Annotated in this window: 17 protein-coding genes; 1 reads left to right on the plus strand and 16 read right to left on the minus strand. The window is 59.9% G+C overall.

Annotation, left to right across the window (positions count from 1 at the left end):
- Positions 1 to 11 precede the first annotated feature (11 nt).
- Both MHK00_RS03995 and gap read right to left on the minus strand, forming a co-directional pair.
- The gene (locus MHK00_RS03995) at positions 12 to 1,229 is read right to left on the minus strand and encodes a phosphoglycerate kinase (RefSeq protein ID WP_250410564.1); all 1,218 of its coding nucleotides are present in this window, start codon (positions 1,227 to 1,229) and stop codon (positions 12 to 14) included.
- A 117-nt stretch (positions 1,230 to 1,346) separates the two neighbouring features.
- Positions 1,347 to 2,354 carry a type I glyceraldehyde-3-phosphate dehydrogenase gene (gene gap / locus MHK00_RS04000; protein ID WP_250408520.1) on the minus strand — a complete coding sequence of 336 codons (1,008 nt, stop codon included), beginning with the start codon at positions 2,352 to 2,354 and terminating at the stop codon, positions 1,347 to 1,349.
- 540 nt (positions 2,355 to 2,894) lie between these two features.
- Here gap and MHK00_RS04005 point away from each other — a divergent pair.
- Positions 2,895 to 4,541, plus strand: a complete 1,647-nt coding sequence (locus MHK00_RS04005) for an L-lactate permease (protein WP_436232065.1) — start codon at positions 2,895 to 2,897, stop codon at positions 4,539 to 4,541.
- Between the two features lie 132 nt (positions 4,542 to 4,673).
- Here MHK00_RS04005 and whiA read toward each other — a convergent pair whose 3' ends face one another.
- From whiA to MHK00_RS04075, 14 genes are all read right to left on the minus strand, one after another.
- Positions 4,674 to 5,663 carry a DNA-binding protein WhiA gene (gene whiA, locus MHK00_RS04010; RefSeq protein ID WP_250410565.1) on the minus strand — a complete coding sequence of 330 codons (990 nt, stop codon included), beginning with the start codon at positions 5,661 to 5,663 and terminating at the stop codon, positions 4,674 to 4,676.
- Positions 5,664 to 5,837: 174 nt separating this feature from the next.
- Complete coding sequence (locus MHK00_RS04015; RefSeq protein ID WP_005324869.1) at positions 5,838 to 6,821, minus strand: gluconeogenesis factor YvcK family protein; 984 nt, start codon at positions 6,819 to 6,821, stop codon at positions 5,838 to 5,840.
- 23 nt (positions 6,822 to 6,844) lie between these two features.
- The gene (gene rapZ, locus MHK00_RS04020) at positions 6,845 to 7,726 is read right to left on the minus strand and encodes an RNase adapter RapZ (RefSeq protein WP_034668409.1); all 882 of its coding nucleotides are present in this window, start codon (positions 7,724 to 7,726) and stop codon (positions 6,845 to 6,847) included.
- A 40-nt stretch (positions 7,727 to 7,766) separates the two neighbouring features.
- A complete protein-coding gene (gene uvrC, locus MHK00_RS04025; protein ID WP_250410567.1) occupies positions 7,767 to 9,842 on the minus strand; it encodes an excinuclease ABC subunit UvrC in 2,076 nt (691 codons plus the stop codon).
- Between the two features lie 3 nt (positions 9,843 to 9,845).
- The gene (locus tag MHK00_RS04030; protein ID WP_040425246.1) at positions 9,846 to 10,394 is read right to left on the minus strand and encodes a PH domain-containing protein; all 549 of its coding nucleotides are present in this window, start codon (positions 10,392 to 10,394) and stop codon (positions 9,846 to 9,848) included.
- Between the two features lie 75 nt (positions 10,395 to 10,469).
- On the minus strand, positions 10,470 to 10,949 hold the full coding sequence (ribH, locus tag MHK00_RS04035; RefSeq protein WP_200435652.1) for a 6,7-dimethyl-8-ribityllumazine synthase: 480 nt from the start codon (positions 10,947 to 10,949) through the stop codon (positions 10,470 to 10,472).
- Positions 10,950 to 10,978: 29 nt separating this feature from the next.
- On the minus strand, positions 10,979 to 12,241 hold the full coding sequence (locus tag MHK00_RS04040) for a bifunctional 3,4-dihydroxy-2-butanone-4-phosphate synthase/GTP cyclohydrolase II (RefSeq protein ID WP_250410569.1): 1,263 nt from the start codon (positions 12,239 to 12,241) through the stop codon (positions 10,979 to 10,981).
- 32 nt (positions 12,242 to 12,273) lie between these two features.
- Positions 12,274 to 12,867, minus strand: a complete 594-nt coding sequence (locus MHK00_RS04045; protein WP_179386540.1) for a riboflavin synthase — start codon at positions 12,865 to 12,867, stop codon at positions 12,274 to 12,276.
- A gap of 35 nt (positions 12,868 to 12,902) precedes the next feature.
- Entirely contained in the window at positions 12,903 to 13,925 is a 1,023-nt protein-coding gene (gene ribD / locus MHK00_RS04050) for a bifunctional diaminohydroxyphosphoribosylaminopyrimidine deaminase/5-amino-6-(5-phosphoribosylamino)uracil reductase RibD (protein WP_250410571.1), read from the minus strand.
- Positions 13,925 to 14,593 (minus strand): ribulose-phosphate 3-epimerase, encoded by a 669-nt coding sequence (gene rpe, locus MHK00_RS04055; protein WP_005324881.1) that lies wholly within the window; start codon positions 14,591 to 14,593, stop codon positions 13,925 to 13,927. The genes ribD and rpe overlap by 1 nt, the downstream gene beginning before the upstream one ends.
- 19 nt (positions 14,594 to 14,612) lie before the next feature.
- Positions 14,613 to 16,163 carry an RsmB/NOP family class I SAM-dependent RNA methyltransferase gene (locus MHK00_RS04060; RefSeq protein ID WP_250410572.1) on the minus strand — a complete coding sequence of 517 codons (1,551 nt, stop codon included), beginning with the start codon at positions 16,161 to 16,163 and terminating at the stop codon, positions 14,613 to 14,615.
- A complete protein-coding gene (gene fmt / locus MHK00_RS04065) occupies positions 16,160 to 17,107 on the minus strand; it encodes a methionyl-tRNA formyltransferase (protein WP_250410574.1) in 948 nt (315 codons plus the stop codon). Before fmt ends, MHK00_RS04060 begins: the two co-directional genes overlap by 4 nt.
- Before the next feature lie 76 nt (positions 17,108 to 17,183).
- Positions 17,184 to 17,696, minus strand: a complete 513-nt coding sequence (def, locus tag MHK00_RS04070) for a peptide deformylase (protein ID WP_250410575.1) — start codon at positions 17,694 to 17,696, stop codon at positions 17,184 to 17,186.
- 98 nt (positions 17,697 to 17,794) lie between these two features.
- Positions 17,795 to 19,834, minus strand: coding sequence for a primosomal protein N' (locus MHK00_RS04075; protein ID WP_250410577.1), 2,040 nt, complete (start codon positions 19,832 to 19,834; stop codon positions 17,795 to 17,797).
- Position 19,835 lies beyond the last annotated feature (1 nt).

Raw genomic sequence — 19,835 nt, forward strand, 5'->3', positions numbered from 1 at the left:
ATCAGGCAGTTTTAGGCTTCCAGGACAGATACGCCCGGAAGCTCCTTGCCCTCGAGGTACTCGAGGGAGGCGCCGCCACCGGTGGAGATGTGGCTGAAGCCGTCCTCGTCCAAGCCAAGCATGCGCACGGAGGCAGCGGAGTCGCCGCCACCGACGACGGAGAAGGAACCGTTGTTTGCGGTGGCGTCGATAATAGCCTGCGCTACACCACCAGTGCCCTTGGAGAAAGCTTCCATTTCGAATACGCCCATCGGGCCATTCCAGAAGACGGTCTTGGAAGAAGCAAGAACCTCTGCAAATTCTTCCACGGACTTTGGCCCAATATCCAGGGACATCCAGCCCTCAGGGATGCTATCGAGCTCGACCACCTGGGTCTCTGCATCCGCCGCGAACTTGCTTGCAGCAATCAGATCAACCGGAAGCACCAGCTTGTCACCAAAGCGCTCGAGCAGGTCCTTGCAGTTTTCGATCTGATCTTCCTGCAGCAGGGACTCTTGAACGTTGTAGCCCTTGGCAGCCAGCAGGGTGTAGCACATGCCGCCACCAATGATGACCTTGTCTGCCTTGCCGGCCAGTGCTTCAATCACGCCGAGCTTGTCCGAAACCTTGGCGCCGCCGAGGACAACCACGTACGGGTGCTCCGGCTCCTTAACTACCGTGGACAGAACCGACAGTTCCTTTTCTACGAGCTTGCCTGCGTAAGCCGGCAGGCGCTTAGCGACGTCATACACAGATGCCTGCGCACGGTGGACAACGCCAAAGCCATCGGAAACAAAAGCGCCGTTATCGGCTGCCAGAGCAACGAGCTCGTCAGCGAACTGGCCGCGCTCAGCCTCGTCCTTGGAGGTCTCACGGGGGTCGAAGCGGACGTTTTCTACCAACATCACGTCGCCATCGTTGAGGCCGTTGGCACGCTCATGAGCGTCTTCTCCGGTGACGTCGCCGGCTAGGGCAACGTACTGGTCAAGCGCTTCAGACAGCGCTTCAGCTACTGGAGCCAAAGAGAACTTAGGGTTTACCTGACCCTTGGGACGACCGAGGTGTGCGGAAAGAATGACCTTTGCGCCACCTTCTACCAGTGCCTTGATGGTCGGAAGAGAAGCGTTGATACGTCCGGGATCGGTAATGTTTCCCTCTTCATCAAGTGGAACATTGAAGTCAGAGCGGACGAGGACGTGGCGGGATTCGACGCCCTCCTTGAGAAGATCGTCAAGTGTCTGGAAAGCCATTATTTACTCCTTAATTAATTCGGACGGGTTAAAAGGCTATACACATAAGAATACCGGCCGCGACGCAGCGCCGTTAAGGCGTGCATCGGGCCGGTTCCTCATTGCTAGAGCTCTAGTTTAGAGCTTGTCTGCCACCAAGTTGGTCAGGCGAACGAGCTGGGAGGTGTAGCCCCACTCGTTGTCGTACCAGCCCAAAACCTTAACCAGGTTGCCGTTGGAAACCTTGGTCATGCCGGAGTCGAAGATGCAGCCGTGCGGGGAGGTAACAATGTCGGTGGAAACCAGCGGATCCTCGGTGTATGCGAGGGTGTCCTTGAGCTCGCCCTCAGCAGCTTCCTTCAGGGCAGCGTTGATTTCCTCAGCAGTGACGTCGCGGGAAGCGGTGAAGGTGAGGTCGGTAGCGGAGCCGGTGATAACCGGGACGCGCATTGCGTAACCATCCAGCTTGCCGTCCAGCTCAGGCAGAACCAGGGATACGGCCTTAGCAGCGCCAGTGGAGGTAGGCACCATGTTTACTGCAGCGGCACGGGCGCGGCGCGGATCCTTGTGCGGAGCGTCCTGGATCCGCTGGTCGCCGGTGTAAGCGTGAACGGTGGTCATCAGGCCCTTTTCGATGCCGAACTTGTCGTTGAGAACCTTTGCCATCGGTGCCAGGCAGTTAGTGGTGCAGGATGCTGCGGAGATGACGTTGTGGTTTGCCGGATCATAGGTGTCAGAGTTGACGCCGTAGACGAAGGTTGCGTCTACTTCCTTACCCGGAGCGGAGATAATGACCTTCTTGGCGCCAGCTTCGAGGTGAGCCTTGGCGTCGTTGCCGTTGGTGAAGCGGCCGGTGGACTCGATGACGAGGTCTACGTTGTACTCGCCCCACTTGAGCTGCTTCGGGTCCTTTTCTGCGGTTACCACGATGCGGTGGCCGTTAACGGTAATGGACTCATCGTCGTGAGTAATTTCGCCATCGAAGCGGCCCAGTACGGAGTCGTACTTCAGCAGGTTAGCCAGCGTGCCGTTGTCGGTCAGGTCGTTTACTGCAACAACTTCGAGGTCGTTGTCACCCTGAGCGACTGCACGGAAAAAGTTACGGCCAATGCGGCCAAAGCCATTGATACCTACGCGGATAGTCACTGTATTTCTCCTCAAAGAGTCGAGTAAATGTGTGTACGGGTATGTGCGCGGGTCCTTCAATGAAGTCTGTGTTTGAGAAGCGCCCGAGCGTTTTCCCTTACATTGCCGATACTACCGAGCGTTTTTTGTCAGCGCAGGCTCCCAGCAGCCTTAAGAACTAGTAGATGACAGACTTTCCAAAAGCGCGTACACTCTTTCCGATCCTTTTTATTTCCCACATATAAACCCGCTGGATAGGCCCGAACCCGTGGGTTTGTGTTGTGTTTACCCCGTAAACGTGAGATATATCACCGTTACACTTCAGGAGTTGCGCCCGCCTCTGTCCGATCGGACATTGAGAAATGCTGCCGCTAACACCTACCAAGACGACCGTATTGTTTCCGTGACACCCACCGCACGATATGCTTTCCTTACTCACTGGCTCACAAAGCGTTTAAGGCAACCCTGCCTGCTCTAGCGCCACCGTTGGTCACCGTGAGAATGCTTCATGTGCCCGTAATCTCCTACGGGCAAGACCACCGTAGAAATCAAGGACTTCTCTTGTTCGAAATAAATACCTCTGCTGTGGGTGACAGCCTCGGGCTTACCGCCCTGGTGGCGATTCTCCCGCTCATTGCATTCTTTATCATGCTGCTAGGCGTAAAGGCACGCGCGCATACTTCTGGCGCCGTTGCCCTGGCAGTATCCCTCATTATTGCCATCGCCGGCTTCTCCATGCCGGTAGATATGGCTTTGTCCTCTGCCGTACGCGGCGGGCTGTTCGGGCTCCTGCCCATTGTCTGGGTCATCATTACTGCAATCTGGTTCTATGAAATCACCGTAGCTTCCGGGCGCTTCGAGGACCTGCGCAAGACCTTTGACCTTTTGGGTGACGGCGATATTCGCATCCAGGCTATCCTCATCGCCTTCTGTTTTGGCGGTTTGTTGGAGGCCCTCGCCGGTTTTGGTGCCCCCGTAGCCATTACCGCGACCATGATCATGGCCCTCGGTGTGAAGCCACTGCGCGCGGCTACAGTAGTTCTGATTGCTAATACCGCTCCGGTTGCTTTTGGCGCGGTTGGCATCCCCGTAACCACTGCTGGCGAGGTAGCCGGTCGCAGCGCCGAGCAAACCCACGACATCGCAGCACTTATCTCCTTGCAGGTGCTGCTCATCGCCGCCATCGTGCCATTCCTCATCGCCTTCATCTTGGATGGCTTCCGCGGTGTCAAGGAAACTGCCCCGGCTGCTGCCGTGATTGGCATTTCCTTCGCGTTGGCTCAGTGGTTGACCGCGACTTTCTTTGCGTACCAGCTCACCAACGTCATCGCCTGCATCGTCTCTTTGGGCTGTGCTTTCGCCTTCCTCCGGGTATGGAAGCCGAAGGGCGTCAAGGAGTTGCGCGAGCGTCTCGAGCTGCCTGCCGCTGAGTCCACCACCGACCTCAACGGACGCCGTATCTGGATGGCGCTGCTTCCCTACGCCGTAGTGACCGTGGTCTTTGCCGTGGCCACCGCCGCCCCAGCCATCTTCGGATTCCTCAAGCTCCACTTTGCCTGGCCTTTGCTTGATGACGCGATTGTCGACGCCGACGGCAAGCTCATGGATACCAGCTTCAGCTTCAATGTCTTTGGCAATCCAGGTACGCTCCTGCTACTCTCGGGCATTATTGTTGCGGTTGTCTACCACTACTTCAATGAAAATGGCCGCTACAGCCTAAGCTTTGGGCAGCCAGTAAGCGCCTTTGGGGACGTAGTCAGCCGCATGAAGTTCTCGGCTCTTACCATCATCCTGGTGCTGGCCTTGGCCTATACGATGAACTACTCCGGCCAGACTATTGCTATTGGTGAGTTCGTCTCTTCTGCCGGCAGCATCTTTGCGCTCTTCGCCCCAGTCCTGGGCTGGATTGGTACCGCGGTTACTGGCTCCGATACGTCTGCTAATGCCCTCTTTGCCAACCTGCAGGTTGCAGCGGCAGAGCGAATCAGCGTGAATCCTGACCTCATGCTCGCGGCCAATACCGCAGGCGGCGTTGTGGGCAAGATGATCTCCCCGCAGTCCCTTGCAATTGCGGCTACCGCCATCAATATGGAGGGCAAGGAATCAGTCATCCTGAAGAACGTAGTGGGCTACTCCGTGGCCTTCCTTGCGTTTGTCTGCGTCATCGTATTCCTGATGACCAACGTCCTAGGATTCCTCGTGCCCTAGTTCTTTAACGCTTCTGGCTAACCGGTTGCGCACCTGCTAGCCGGGAAGGCACTAAAAATCTCCCCGCAGCTGCGCCTACCACTTTGGTATCCGCACTGCGGGGAGTTCTTTTAATGTAGGTGATTCCGAGGGTCAGGATTCGTTGAAAAGGTCATCTGTAATCGCTTGATTGGTATCGGGGATATCAAGCTCCTCGGCTCGTTTATCGGCCATCGACAGCAAGCGGCGAATACGCCCAGCTACTGCGTCCTTAGTCATAGGAGGCTCGGCCAACCGGCCCAGCTCTTCGAGCGAAGCCTCGCGGTGCTGAACTCGCAAGCGGCCCGCGTCTGCCAAGTGCTCAGGAACATCGTCACCCAAAATCTCCATGGCGCGGTCAACGCGCGCTGCCGCGGTAACCGCAGCGCGCGCAGAGCGCCGAAGGTTGGCGTCATCAAAATTGTCCAAGCGCCGAGACGTATCGTGCGCCTCCCGCCTGACGCGCTTCTTTTCCCAGCTCAATCGAGTCTCCTGAGCACCCATACGCGTAAGAAGCGCCCCGATAGCATCACCATCGCGTACAACGACGCGATCTTCACCGCGAGTTTCCTTGGTCTTCGCAGAGATACCAAGGCGGCGGGCGCAGCCCACCAGTGCCAACGCAGCCTCTTGGCACGGGCAGGTAACTTCCAGCGCGGAAGAGCGGCCGGGCTCCGTGAGGCTGCCATGGGCAAGGAAGGCTCCGCGCCATGCTGCTTCGCTATCTGCCACGGTGCCGGAGATGACCTGCGGCGGCAGCCCCACTACTGCATGACCGGAGCGGGTGATAAGGCCCAGCCGACGGGTCAGCTCTTTCGCGCCGGTGGAGATGCGAACCGTTACGCGAGTCTTCTTGGTGGTTCCTGCCGGGCCAGCGACATGGCTATCGGCAGTGATCCCATACAGGTCATCAAGAGCGTTGATGAAGCGCCGTGCAATAGCGTGGCTTTCTAGCTCTAGCTCATAGGACATGCTGTCGCCGGAAATATCTAGCTCGCCGGCGAAGCGCAACATCGCCGCCAGTTCGGCAGCGCGAGCGGACTGGCGTGGCACAACGACAGCCGTCAATTCTTCTTTGACCTGGTCGGTCAATGGTGTGGTCACCTAGTTCGCCCCATTTCTTTTCTCACAGTCACAAAGTTCGCATACCGGCCAGAGCCATCGCTCCCAGCCCAGTGCGGTGAAAGGATTTCTGACATCATACCGCGCGCGCCCGGTCGACGTGCAGTCGGTCGAGCGCGATCGGCCGCACGCTAGCCGGAAGAGTAGGCGCCGGTTCTAATCGCGAGCGCTGCGATAGTCCGAATATAGGTCCAGAAGTGCTGTAGACAGCTTTTCCGGGTCGTGCTTATTGATGCTACGGCCATTGGCATCAACTTGGCTCACATCCGCGAAGGTAGCGCGAGCGCCTAAGGACTGCGCGGCGCGCTGAATATAGACGCGCTCACTATCGGTGGGCAAAGCCGCCTCATCCACCAAAATGCGGTCAATCCGCAGATCAGGGGCGTGTTGAGCGAGCACATGCAAGTGACGCTCGGCGGAAAAGCCATTAGTCTCACCAGGCTCGGCCGAAAGGTTCAAAACAACGACGCGCAGCGCATCGGAAGCAGAAATCGCATCCACTACCTCCGGCACGAGAGTATGTGGCAATACCGAACTAAACCACGAGCCTGGACCGATGGTGATGAGATCCGCGCGCTGGATGGCATCGAGCGCATCCGGATTCGCGCTGGGCTGTTCGGGCACGATGCGCACGCGCCGCACCTGGCCCGGCGTGGAAGCGACGGCAACCTGGCCGCGGACTTGGCGCATGACACGGGGGTCGTCGTCAAGCCCGGCAACATCCGCCTCAATCTCTAAGGCCTGGTTGACCACTGGGAAGACTCGCCCCTGGGAATTAGTAAGTTCTGCGATAGTATCCAGGGCAGCTTGATAATCGCCGAGCACATCCGTCAATCCCGCAATCATCAGATTGCCCACCGCATGCCCTGCCATCGCGCCATTGCCACCGAAACGGTGTTGCAAGGTTCGCGCCCACAAGTCCCCCACTGGGTCACTATTAGCCAAGGCAGCCAGCGCCATGCGCAGGTCACCCGGTGGGATGATTTCCAGCTCGCGGCGCAAACGGCCAGAGGATCCGCCATCATCCGCGACCGTAACAATGGCAGAAATATCGGCCGCCTCGCTAAAGCGTGCGGACAGAAGGGTTTGATAAAGTCCATGGCCGCCGCCAAGGCAGACCATGTGTGAAGGATTGGTCATAAAAGCGTTAAAACTCCTGTGCTCTAACCTCGAGCGATATCCCTATGTAAGGTGCTGACGTCTAAGGTGTCATTGTCCCGCAGGCGCGCCGCAATAGCCTCTGCGACGGCAACGGACCGGTGGTGACCGCCCGTGCAACCGACGCCAAGCGTGATGAAGTTCTTACCCTCATGGCGGTAGCCATCCAGCATGGTGGAAAACATCTGCAAGAAATTGTCTACGAATTCCTGCGCCGCTGGCTGCGAGAGCACATAGTGGGCAACTGGTTCATCCGTACCGCGGTATCCGCGCAGTTCTGGAACCCAATAGGGGTTGGGCAGGAACCGCACGTCTACTACTAAGTCAGCATCGCGGGGCGAGCCATTCTTAAATCCAAAGGATTCGACGGTGACATGCTGCTTTGCATTTTGCATCTCACCAAAGGCGGCCTCAATGGCACGGCGGAGATCATGAATGGATAGGTTGGTCGTATCGATAATGATATCCGCATGGGAACGCACTTCTGCCACTGCCTGGCGCTCGCGTTGGATTCCTACTTTGAGCGTGTCCCCCTCCTGCAAGGGGTGGGTGCGCCGCACCGAATCGAAGCGGCGGATGAGTACATCATCGCGAGCATCCAAAAAGAGCACGGTGGGCTTCATATTTAGTTCCGTAAGCTCATCCATAATCTCCAACAGAGACCCTGGGAACATGCGCGAGCGCACATCCGTGACGGCTGCTACCTTGCCCACCGGAGTTTCCTCTTGGTTGCACAGCTTGAGCAGGTCAACAATGGCGCGAGGCGGAATATTGTGGGCCACGTAGTAGCCCTTGTCCTCGAACACTTTGGCAGCGGAACTCAACCCGCCGCCGGACATGCCGGTTATCAAAATGGGTGGAGTTTCGAAATGCGTCATGCCCAACATTCTAGCGCTTTAGGATTCGCCGCTTCTAGGAGAATGCCACTTAATTGCCCGCAGAATCATGCAAACTCTCGTACACGGTCTGGGCCAGTTTTGGACCAAAACCGTTGACCTCACAGATCTCATCCACAGTGGCGGCCTTGAGCTTTTTCACCGAACCGAAATGCTTGACCAGATCGGTGCGCCGTTGCGGTCCCAATCCCGGCACGGAATCGAGTACCGAGGAACGCATCCGCTTTGAGCGCTGCTGCCGATGGTAAGTAATAGCGAAGCGGTGGGCTTCATCACGAATTTGCTGCAGGAGGAAGAGCGCTTGCGAGTTTCGCGGCAAAATCACCGGCTCATCATCGCCGGGAATCCAGATCTCCTCGAGGCGCTTGGCCAGGCCCACCAGGGTTACATCCACGATGCCTAACTCATCAAATACTTCTTGAGCCGCGGCCACCTGGGGCGCACCGCCATCCACGATAAAAAGCTGCGGTGGATACGCAAAGCGGCGACCCGCTTCGGCAGATTCTTCCGCCACCTTCTCCTCTGCAAAGGAAGACTCTTCTACTTCCTCATCCGGATGGGCCAGCTTATCTTGCTTGTGGCGCTTAAACCGACGGCGCGTGATCTCTGCGATAGAACCGACGTCATCCGAGCGGCCATCGCCTGCCGCCTCCTTGATGCGGTAGCGCCTATAGTCCGACTTCTTGGGCAAACCATCTTCAAAGACCACTAGGGAAGCAACCACATCTGTGCCTTGAATGTGCGAGATATCGGTACATTCGATGCGCAATGGGGCTTGTTCCATGCCTAGGGCTTCTTGAATATCCTGCAATGCCGCCGAGCGTGCGGTGAGGTCTCCTACCCGCTTGAGCTTATGTTGGCGCAACTGCTCCTTGGCGTTTTTCTCTACCGTGGCCATAAGCTGCTTTTTATCGCCACGCTGGGGAACACGCAGGTCCACCTGGGCACCGCGCAGCTCCTCCAACAACGCGTTGACCTGCTCCGGTTCATCCGGCAGGGCCTGAACCAAAATCTGGCGTGGTATAACCTGCACGCGGCGGGATTTCATGTGCGATTCTTGGTCCACCCCGCGCCGCTTCACGTCCGCGGCGAGCGCAGCATCTTCGCGCGCTTCTTGTTTCTCGCGCTCTACTGCATCGGAATAGAACTGGATGAGGAAGTTTTGTACCAACGCGGGCAGCGCGGGATCAGGTTTTCCTTCTTCCAAGGGCTCTGAACTCGCCTGATCGCCGGCGCGTTCAACTACCCAACCGCGCTGACCGCGAATGCGCCCATCGCGAACGTGGAAAATCTGTACCGCTGCCTCAAGTTCATCGGAGTTAAAAGCAATGAGATCAGCATCCGTGCCGTCTGTGAAGACCACGGCCTGCTGTTCCATAATCTTGTCAATAGCGCCCAAATCATCGCGCAGGCGCGCCGCTCGCTCGAACTCTAAGTTCTCGGCGGCCTGCTCCATGTCCTGGGTGAGTTTGCGGCGCACTGAACCGGTGTTGCCATTCATGAAGGACACGAGATCGTTGACCGTCTCGCGGTGGTCTTCCTTGCTTACTCGGCCAATGCAGGGTGCATCGCATTTGCCGATGTATCCCAAAAGGCACGGACGCCCGAGCCGCTCATGCCGGTTATACACTCCCTTGGAGCAGGTGCGCATGGGAAAGACGCGGGTAAGCAAGTCCAAGCTTTCGCGCACGGCCCAGGCATGAGAATAGGGGCCGAAATAGCGCACGCCCTTTCGCCGCGGGCCACGGTAGAAAAAGGCGCGAGGGACCGTCTCCCCGACCGAAACCGCGAGCATAGGATAGGTTTTATCGTCGCGGTACATGACGTTGAAGTGTGGATCAAAGCGCTTGATCCACGTGTACTCCAACTGCAGGGCTTCCACCTCGCTGGCAACTACCGTCCACTCCACCGAGTTGGCGGTGAGCACCATTTGGCGCGTGCGCGGGTGCAGTTGCGTGATGTCCTGAAAATAGTTGGACAGCCGAGCGCGCAGGTTCTTGGCTTTGCCCACGTAGATAACGCGGCGGTTTTCATCGCGGAACTTATAGACGCCCGGGTCGGTGGGGATGGTACCAGGAGCCGGGCGGTAGGTGGTGGGGTCAGCCAATTGTTAATCCTGAGGCATGTACTTGGCTTCCACGTCGCGGAAGCGGCGGACGTTGTCGATGACGGTGTCCTTATCGCCAGATTGCAACGCCCAGACGGGGACGAATTCGAATTCGGGCAGCTCAAGGCGTGCCATACGCTGGCCTACGGGGAAGGAAAGCCCGTAGACCACCTGCCACGGATAAAAGCGCGTGCCCACGATATTGCGGACCTCTACCCCATCCTCATTGGCGCGCAGGCGTGGTCGGTTTAGAGCGATCCAAGACAGAACGGAAATGAGAACACCGACGCCAGGGAAGGCGAATTTGTCGATGGTAGTCACGTGCGCACCGGTAAAGGACACATCCAAGGTAACTCCCATGAAGATATGGATGGCCATAACGAGGATCACCCAGGCGATAGCCACCTTGCGGAGGAAAGGCGAGGTTGCCGTAAACTCCCATGGCTTAGACGTGGTCTGTGCGAAGGGATCGGCGCTGGTATAGGCCAATACTTCGGCGTCGCTAAGCTGGCGGCTGTGCTGCGGATTCTTTGGGGCCTGCGCCTCGTTCATGTGCATACTCCTTTGGGGCGCGCCCCGCCGGCCACCTTAGTGGTCAAGCATCGGGCGCTGACGCATTGCTAGCGGTTACTTCTGTGCTGCGTTTAGTGTACGCAACTGCAGCACGGTATCTAAAGCTGCAATCATAGCTTCGGCGCCCTTGTTTTCTACCGAATCTGCAAAACCAGCGCGGTCGATGGCTTGCTGCTGGTCGTTGACTGTCAGCACACCGTTAGCAACCGGGGTGGATTCATCGAGCGAGATGCGAGTCAGCGCCTGGGTGACGGAATCGCACACGTAGTCAAAGTGCGGGGTGCCGCCACGGATAACGCAGCCTAGGGCCACCACGGCATCGTAGGCACGGGCTGCGGCTTGGACCACAACGCCAAGTTCCAGCGCACCTACCACTCGGTATTCGGCAACCTCGGCCCCATTATCGGTTGCAGTCTGCACCGCCTGGGCATGGAGCTGGTCGCAGATTTCTGCGTTCCACGTAGCAGTAACCACGGCAACGCGCAGTCCACTGCCATCTACCTGGGCAATATCAGGCAGGCCTTCTTTACTCATCGCTTTCCTTTCAATTGCACGTCAAAGCTCTACTTATGTTCGGCATCCCACTGGGCGACCTGCGGAAGGTCGTGGCCCATGCGGTCGCGCTTAGTACGCAAGTATTCAATATTATCCGCGTGTGCTGGGGTGGCCAGCGGCGTGTGGTGGCTGGCATCCACGCCAAATCCGCTCAGCCCTTCGCCCTTATGCGGATTATTGGTTAAAAGGTTTGCGGATTCTATGCCGAGATCGCGAAGGATCTGCCCGGCCACGGAGTACTCGCGGGCGTCCTCGGGCAGGCCCTGCTCCAGGTTGGCATCGACGGTATCCATGCCCGAATCCTGCAGGCGGTACGCCTCCAACTTATGCAAAAGCCCGATGCCGCGTCCTTCCTGACCGCGCAGGTAGATGACCACGCCGCGGCCTTCTTGGCTGATAAGGCACATGGATTCATGCAGTTGAGGCCCGCAATCGCAGCGTCGTGAGCCAAAGGCATCGCCGGTTAGGCATTCCGAATGGACGCGCACTAGGACGTCGCGCGCGCCGCGCAGGTGGGCGGGATCCCCTGCGACCAACGCAACGTGCTCCTGCCCGTCTACCTCGTGGCGGTAACCAATGGCGGTGAAGTGACCGTATTCGGTAGGCAGCTCAGTGGTTACCTGGCGGGTGACTTGGGTTTCATTATGGCGGCGCCACTCGATGAGCTGCGCGATAGAAATCATGGAGAGCCCATGCGTATCGGCAAAGCGGCGCAGTTCTGGCGAGCGCGCCATATCCGTGGGGTCATCCTCAGAGACGATCTCGCACAGCACACCGGCCGGGCGCAGGCCCGCCAAACGGGCCAGATCAATGGAAGCCTCAGTATGGCCGTCGCGCTCCAGAACGCCACCTGGGCGGGCGCACAGCGGCACCACGTGACCTGGCCGGGTGAATTCGCCGGGCGTGGTGTTTGGGTCTGCCAGACGCCGGATGGTTTCTGCGCGCGAAGTCGCAGAAATACCGGTACTGCCCGTTGCTGCGTCCACGGTCACCGTATAGGCGGTGCCGCGTACATCCTGGTTGACCGCCAGCATCGGCGGAAGGTTCAGGCGGTTGCAATCGTCTGGCAATAAGGGTGCGCAGATATATCCAGAGGAATAGCGCACCATGAAGGCCACGAGTTCCGGGGTGGCTAGCTCCGCGGCGAAAATCAGATCGCCTTCGTTTTCGCGATCCTCATCATCGATGACAACAACCGGCTTACCAGCGGCGATATCCGCGATGGCCTGGTCGATGGAATCTAGACGGATGGAATTATCACTCGCGCTCATAAGGTAGCAGTCTAGTCCTTAGCCCCAGGGGGTTAAGCTTCGGGGTGAAGCATCTTTTCTACATACTTGGCCAGCACATCCACCTCGAGGTTTACCTCTCCTCCCACCGGCAATGCACCGTGGATGGTATCGCGCAGTGTGGTGGGGATAAGGGATACCTCGAACCAGTCTGGGCCCACGGCGCTCACGGTCAGCGAGGTGCCGCTCACGGCAATGGACCCCTTTTCCACGACGTACCGGGCAAGCTCGGACGGCAAGCTAAACCGCAGCACATCCCAGTTCTCGGAGCTAGTTCGGCTCTGCAGCGTAGCGGTGCCGTCCACGTGGCCTTGCATGATGTGCCCACCCAGCCGGGTGGTGGGAAGCAGCGCCGGCTCTACATTGACCGGATCGCCCTCGGCAAGGCGCCCCAGGGCGGTGCGGTCAAGGGACTCCTGCATCACATCCGCACAAAAAGTATCGGCCGACAGATCCGCCACGGTAAGGCATACGCCGTTAATGGCAATGGAATCACCCAGTGCGGCCTCCGCAACGGTACGCGGGGCACGAATGCTCAAACGCAGCGCGTCTGCATGCGGTTCCATTGCCTCCACGGTGCCCAACTCTTGTACTAGCCCAGTAAACACGTCCAACCTTTCTCGCTCACTGCTTTGTCCAGCGCCTAGCGCACGTATTCAATAAGAACGTCATCACCCAGCGCCTTCATTCCCACCCGGCGGAAACGGGTGGCTTCTGCCAGCGTCTGGGTCACGGGGTGCGCGAGCACGCCGCGGCCCTCGCCCAGCAAAAGTGGCGCGATATAGGCAGAGATGGCATCCACCAAGTCAGCCTTGAGAAAGCTGCTGGCCAGGCCTGCGCCTCCTTCCACGAGGACGTCGCGGGCACCGGTGGCGTAGAGTTCGTAGAGAGCTTCTTCGATGCTGTCGTACTGCTCGTACCCCAACTCGCGCAGGTGGCTTGCTGCATCGCCCGCCGATTCCAAATCACGCTTGCCAATGACCACCCGGCGGGGCTGGTGCGCGCGCAAGCTGCCGTCGCTCAAGCGCGCAGTGAGCGAGGGATTATCAGCCAGCGCCGTACCGGTACCTACCACGATGGCATCGCGGTGCGCCCTATCGGCATGCACCCAGTCACGCGCTGCCTCGCCCGTAATCCATTGGCTGGTTCCATCGGCCGCGGCCGTAAAACCGTCCAGCGTTTGCGCGAACTTCAAGGTGACGTGGGGCCGTTGGGTGCGCACGGCGAATAGCCATGGCCCCAAAGCATCCTCGGCGTGCGGGGGCTTTTCTAGCTTGGCGACGTCCACTCCAGCCCGCGCCAACACTTCTGCTCCACCCGCAGCCTGCGGGGTGGGATCGGCGTGGAGGTAGTACACGCGAGCCACGCCGGCATCGATAAGCGCCTGCGCACAGGGACCCGTGCGGCCGGTGTGCGCGCAGGGTTCCAAGGTGACCACGGCCGTGGCCCCGCGCGCCTTATCTCCGGCCTCACGCAACGCCATGACCTCGGCATGCGCACCTCCTACGGGCTGGGTGGCGCCGACGCCCACAATTTCCCCGGCTGGGGACACGATGACCGCGCCTACCGGTGGATTAGGGCTCGTGGTTCCGCGGACCTCAGCACCCGCGGCCATTGCGCGCAATAGCGCTGCGGAGATGTTGCTGTCTTGTAGCCCCGCGCCCATTAGGCACCAGCCGCCAGATCACGCAGCTGCTTCACGACGCCGGCGGGATCGTCCGACTTGAATACGGCTGAGCCTGCCACGAAAGCGTCGCAGCCCGCCTCGGCGGCTGCCCCGATGGTCTCGGGTGAAATACCGCCATCGATCTCGATGACGGTATCAAGGCCCTGATCATCAATGCTGCGGCGCAACTTACGGACCTTCTCCAGCATCTCCGGCATGAACTTTTGCCCACCGAAGCCAGGCTCCACAGACATCACGAGCACCTCATCGAAATGGTGCAGCTTATCTAACCACGGTTCGATGGCGGTGCCTGGCTTGATGGAAAAGGCCGCACGCACGCCCAAATCGCGGATGCGCTGGGCCAAGTCCACTGCCGCCTGGTCATCGGCGACGGCCTCCACGTGGAAGATAATCGTATGTGCGCCCGCCTTGGCATAGGTCTCCACCCACTTTTCGGGTTCCTCGATCATGAGGTGGACATCTAGTGGCTTATCGGTGCTGCGATGGACCGTGGCCGTGATATCTGGGCCGAAGGACAGGTTGGGCACAAAGTGCCCATCCATAATGTCCACATGGACCCAGTCTGCGGTATCAATCGCCGCTAGTTCCTCGCCCAAGCGAGAAAAATCGGCAGCCAGGATGGAAGGGGAAATGATCGGTGCGGACATGCCCACCAGTCTATCGCGATTAGTCGGCTGCGCGGCGAAGCGCCGCAAAGAACATGGCGTCGGTACCGTGCCGATGCGGCCACATCTGCACGGATTTCTCATGGCCCACATCGCCCATATCAGGAATGAGAGCATGTGCATCGAGTTCTTCGGCGCCGAGTTCGCGCACGGCGCGGTCAACGATGCCCCGGGTTTCGCGCAGATCTGGCGAACACGTGGAGTAGATAACCACACCACCTGGACGCACCAGGTTTAATGCGGAAGACAAGAGCTCGAATTGCAGCTGGTTGAGCTCAGCAATATCGGCCTCCGACTTGCGCCACCGCGCCTCTGGGCGGCGACGGAGCGCGCCAAGGCCGGAACAAGGGGCGTCGACAAGCACGCGGTCAAAGCCCTCTCCCACGCCGGGATTTCGGCCATCTGCCACACGAACGTCTACGGGCAAGTCGCTCACCGTCTTTTCAATCAGCGCCGCTCGGTGCGGAGATACCTCCACTGCATCAACATGCGCGGAGTCGATGCGGGCAAGCGCCCCCATCAAGGCCGCCTTTCCGCCGGGACCGGCGCAGAGATCCAGCCACCGGCCGGTGTCCTCGCCCTCGAGGGGCGCCTCGCATACCGCGCGAGCAATCAGCTGCGAGCCCTCATCCTGCACGGCCGCCAATCCTTGGCGCACGGGTTCCAATTGGCCGGGGTCACCGGATTCCATGTACACCGCATAAGGGGAATAGCGCCCCTCCTCATTACCGGTCATCAGGGCCAATTCCTCGGCCGAGATTTCCCCTGGGCGAGCCACCAGATGCACCGAAGGTCGATCCGAATCCGCCGCCAGGGCAGTCTCCAACTCCCCAAGGCCCAACACGCGGCTAAACGATTCCGCAATCCAGGTGGGGTGGGCATGCTTAAAGGCGATGCCGGCGATTTCCCCCTGTGGAGCGAGCTTGTCCAGCCAAGCCTTGGCCGGCGTCCGCGTAATGGTGCGCATGATGCCATTGGCAAAGCCCTTGGCCTTGACTTCACCGGCGGCTTCTACCAAACGAACGGTGGTATCAACCGCCGCGTGTGGCTCCACGCGGGTATAGAGAACTTGATAGGTGCCCAGGCGCAAGGCATCAACCACGGCGGGGGAAATGTCCTCGAGGCCGCGCGAAGAGCACTCTGCGATGACGGCATCAACTACGCCAAGGGTGCGCAGCGTGCCATAGGTGATTTCGGTGGCAAAGGCGGCGTCGCGCCCCTTGAGCTTTTGCTTGCGCAGTGCCTTGGGCAAAATGAGGTTAGCGAAGGCATCATCATCGCTTACCCTGCGCACCACGTCGAAGGCGACCGCGCGCGGCGCATCCACGCCCGCGGCCAGCGCGGCCTGAATCAGTCCGCCTTCCTGGCGCTTGCCGGGACGCTGGCCCTTAGCAGCCTGCCGGCCCCTATGCTGCCCACCGCGCCCACCACGCTGCTGCCGTTGCGGGCGGCCATCTCGGCCCTTCGCACCAGTGGATTTGTGGGAGTCCTGCGGCTTACCCTCCGGGGACTTATCCCCGGACTTGCTGCGGGAACGGAAACCACCGCTCATTGAAACTTCACCTCGGCATCCTTGCCTAGTCCGCGGGCCCAATCGGCCGCATTCATCATCTTCTTTCCCGGAGCCTGGATTTTACCCAGCTGGACTGGCTGCGTACCGGTACCGATGAATACGGCGTTCTTGGCAATGTGCAGCTGCCCTGGTGCTAGTTCCTGTGGAACCGCCGCCTCTTCTATGAGGCTGACCGGTCCAATCTTCACGCGGGCCTCGTCCCACATGGTCCATGCACCCGGCCCAGGCGTGTGTGCGCGAATGTGCCGATCGATGGCAAAGGCCGGTTGGGTCCACTCCACGCGTGCCTGCGCGGTAGAGATTTTCGGCGCATAGGTAGCCTCCCCCTGCTGTGGTTGCGCCTCCAGCTGCCCCGCGGCTAAGCCATCCATGGTGGCCACGAGCAAATCGCCACCGGAATAGGCCAGGCGCGTCAACAGGTCATCGGCAGTATCGGTGCCTTTAATCTCCTCCGTCACGGTGCCGAGCACCGGGCCCGTATCCAGGCCCTCTTCGATGCGGAAGGTTGATGCGCCGGTCACGTCATCGCCTGCGGCAATGGCAGCCTGCACTGGTGCCGCGCCGCGCCATGCCGGAAGCAAAGAAAAGTGCAGGTTTACCCAGCCATGCTGTGGTAGTTCCAGCAGGTCCTTAGTCACCAGATTGCCGTAGGCCACCACCGGAATCGCCTCTGGTTGCAATTCCTTTAAGCGGGCACGCAGCGCCTGCCCGTCCTCCGAGTCAGGGCGCAGGGTGGTTGGGGTCAATACTTCAATGCCATGTTCTTGGGCGAGCGCCTTCACTGGGCTCGGGTGAAGAGTGCGGCCGCGGCCCTTCTTCGCGTCTGGGCGAGTGATTACCGCCACCACCTCGTGCGACGAGGCAAGCAGCTTTTCCAAGGCCACAACGGCTGGCTCAGGGGTACCGGCAAAAATAATCCGCATGCGGGGAAACTCTCCTCTTAATATCGTTCAAAATACTAGGCTACAACGCCGCAACGCTGCCGCCACAGCGAGTGGGCTACGAGGCGTTAAACCACTCGGATTCGCGGATGGCGCGCATGGTCTCCTTGCGCACTGGTGCCTCCAAGCGTTGTAGGAAGAGCACCCCATCGAGGTGATCGGTCTCATGCTGGATGCACCGAGCCATCAGTCCTGAGGCCACCATGGACACTGGACGTCCCTCAATATCCTGTCCCGACACAAAGACCTGGTTGAACCTCGTGGTTTCCGCGCTAATTCCCGGAATGGATAGGCATCCTTCCGGACCTGTTTGCTGCTGCTCTCCCACCGGAGTCCAGACCGGGTTAACAATCGCCCCGCGCAGCCCAGATTGGGTATGCGAGCAGTCATAGACAAAGATGCGCTTCAAAATCCCCACCTGATTAGCCGCGAGGCCTACTCCCCCGGCGTTATCCATGGTCTCGAGCATATCGCTCGCCAGAGCGCGCAGACCTGCATCAAATTTACTAATTTCCTCCGCGCGGCTGCCCAAGACTGGGTCGCCGTAGATACGCAGCTCTCGAAGGGACATGGCAATCACACCTTTCTCCTGGCACCGTGACCAAGCCGGCCGGCGGTGGCGGCTTCCTCCGTCGAGATTAGCGCATGAGCGCCTATGCCCCGATATGGCTAACCCACGTGGATGGGGTCAACCACGATGCGCAAAGGCAGGTCATCCTTGCGGGCGCTGCGCGCGGCGTTGGCGCTGCGCAATGCCCGCCCCAATTGGGAACGCGGCCCCAGCGGGGTGCGCACGACCAACCGCTGCGGTGGGCCAAAGCGCTGGCTATCGTAGTCACCAGGCAGGCTCTGCCCCGGGGGAAGGGGAACTGGGCCTAATACCTCCGCGTGGTCTGGAAGATCCACAAGCTCGGCAAAGCCATCTAGGGATGCATCCGCACCGTCGATGGCAGCAAAATGCACCGCGGGTGGGAAGCGCACTTCGCGCCGGGCAGCAAGCTCTGCCGCGGCCGCGCCCACCATGTCCCATCGCAGGAAATGCTGGACTACGGTGAGCGACTCATCGGCGGCCAGGATTACTCGACCACCCTTGAAATGCGGCTGCACCAAGGTAGCCGCCTGCGCCCACTTCGCTAGGGTGTCCTCCGTGGCGCGCAGGTCTTGCCGGTTGAGCAACGCACCGGCATCCAAGAGCAACGCCGCGCCATAGGCACCATCTTTTACTGTCGGTTCGGCGCCAGGGGTGGCAATGACCAGCGCCGGCGCATTGTCCACTGCATCGAGCACCTTGTTTCCGCCCGAGACCACTACCCGCGTATTGGGAAAGGCCCGGCCCATTTCTTCCGCAGTGCGCTCCGAGCCCAACACGATGGCTCGCAGGCGCGGGGACCCGCATTCGGTGCACCGATGCCGTGCCTCAATGCGACCACACCAGCGGCACGTAGGCATTCCTGCTTCTTCCGAGCCTGCGCTTGCCGACGCCCCCTTGGGCGGCAGCCCCAACGGCCCATTGCAATGCCGGCAGCGAGCCGGCGCTCGGCACTGGCCGCAGGCCAAAATGGGCGCATAGCCCTTGCGCGGTACCTGCACCAGCACCGGCTCTCCCCTATCCAGCGCCTGGTGGGCAGCTTGGAAGGCCTGCGCCTGTACTTTTGTGGTGCCGCCCTGGAGATCGCGAGCGATAGACAGACCGAACGACCCCACCGCCTCGATAGCCGGGCAACGCGCCGTTATGGTTTGGTCTTTGGCCACCACGTCGTGCGCCCATCCTGATTCCACGAGGAGCTGTGTCTCCGCCGTCCGTGAATGGTTGGCCAAAACCATGCTGCAGCCTTCGAAGGCTGAGCGGGTGGTGAGTACTTCCCTCGCATGGACATAGGGCTTGAGGTTGTCGACCAAATTATCATTGCCATCATCGAGGATCACCGCCAGTTGCAGGTCTTTGACTGGGGCAAAGGCAGCGGACCTGGTACCAATGACCACGCGCGCTTGGCCCACTAGCGCGGAGAGATAACGGCGGTAGCGCGCCTGCGGGCCCATGCTATTAGTCAGCACCGTTATCTGCTTTGCCCCAAGTACCTGTCGCAGCGCGGCCTCTACAGCATCAACGCTCTTCTGGTCCGGGGCGACGAGGAGAACTCCTCCTCCGCCAAGCGCCACTTTGGCAGCGAGGGCAGCCAGCGCATGTGCCCAATCATCGCCCGGGGCGATTTGCCAGGCGGCACGGGCGAGCTTGCCGGCCAGAATCGAATCGACGAAAGCCTCACCATGTTGATAGGCCGACCATCCTGATAGGTCGGGCTCGCTCGTGGTGCCGAGCTCCTCCCACGGGGTTTCTAGGTCGGATTCTTCCGCCTTGGCGTGCCGCGGCGGGATAGCGGAGCGGATAATGTCTGAGCGCACGCCGCCGTAGCGGTCTGCCAGGGCGTCGACAAGCCGGGCCAGCTGCGGCGGATAAACCTGGAAGGGTGAGATGATGCGCTCGATAAAGCGCAGGTTGCCGCCAAATTCAGAATCATGCCGGCGTTCTAAGACAATCGCGTCCACCAAGCGCCCGTTGAAGCGGATGCGCACCTTAATCCCCGGTTGGATTTCTTCCGAGTCTGCCTCTTCTACGAGGTAATCAAATCCGCGGTCTAGGTGCGCGACACCTAAAAGAGGCAACACCCGCGCAACCGGCTTCCGGGTGGCGGGTGTTTTCTTAGGCATA

It is taken from the genome of Corynebacterium tuberculostearicum, assembly GCF_022347385.1.
GTDB classification, from domain to species: Bacteria; Actinomycetota; Actinomycetes; order Mycobacteriales; family Mycobacteriaceae; genus Corynebacterium; species Corynebacterium tuberculostearicum_M.

Bases quoted from the DNA above. Each gene is read 5' to 3' on its own strand.
- MHK00_RS03995 (WP_250410564.1), bottom strand. From the start codon at position 1,229: ATGGCTTTCCAGACACTTGACGATCTTCTCAAGGAGGGCGTCGAATCC.
- MHK00_RS04015 (WP_005324869.1), bottom strand. From the start codon at position 6,821: ATGACCAATCCTTCACACATGGTCTGCCTTGGCGGCGGCCATGGACTT.
- rapZ (WP_034668409.1), bottom strand. From the start codon at position 7,726: ATGTTGGGCATGACGCATTTCGAAACTCCACCCATTTTGATAACCGGC.
- MHK00_RS04030 (WP_040425246.1), bottom strand. From the start codon at position 10,394: ATGAACGAGGCGCAGGCCCCAAAGAATCCGCAGCACAGCCGCCAGCTT.
- ribH (WP_200435652.1), bottom strand. From the start codon at position 10,949: ATGAGTAAAGAAGGCCTGCCTGATATTGCCCAGGTAGATGGCAGTGGA.
- MHK00_RS04040 (WP_250410569.1), bottom strand. From the start codon at position 12,241: ATGAGCGCGAGTGATAATTCCATCCGTCTAGATTCCATCGACCAGGCC.
- ribD (WP_250410571.1), bottom strand. From the start codon at position 13,925: ATGGGCGCGGGGCTACAAGACAGCAACATCTCCGCAGCGCTATTGCGC.
- rpe (WP_005324881.1), bottom strand. From the start codon at position 14,593: ATGTCCGCACCGATCATTTCCCCTTCCATCCTGGCTGCCGATTTTTCT.
- MHK00_RS04060 (WP_250410572.1), bottom strand. From the start codon at position 16,163: ATGAGCGGTGGTTTCCGTTCCCGCAGCAAGTCCGGGGATAAGTCCCCG.
- fmt (WP_250410574.1), bottom strand. From the start codon at position 17,107: ATGCGGATTATTTTTGCCGGTACCCCTGAGCCAGCCGTTGTGGCCTTG.
- def (WP_250410575.1), bottom strand. From the start codon at position 17,696: ATGTCCCTTCGAGAGCTGCGTATCTACGGCGACCCAGTCTTGGGCAGC.
- MHK00_RS04075 (WP_250410577.1), bottom strand. From the start codon at position 19,834: ATGCCTAAGAAAACACCCGCCACCCGGAAGCCGGTTGCGCGGGTGTTG.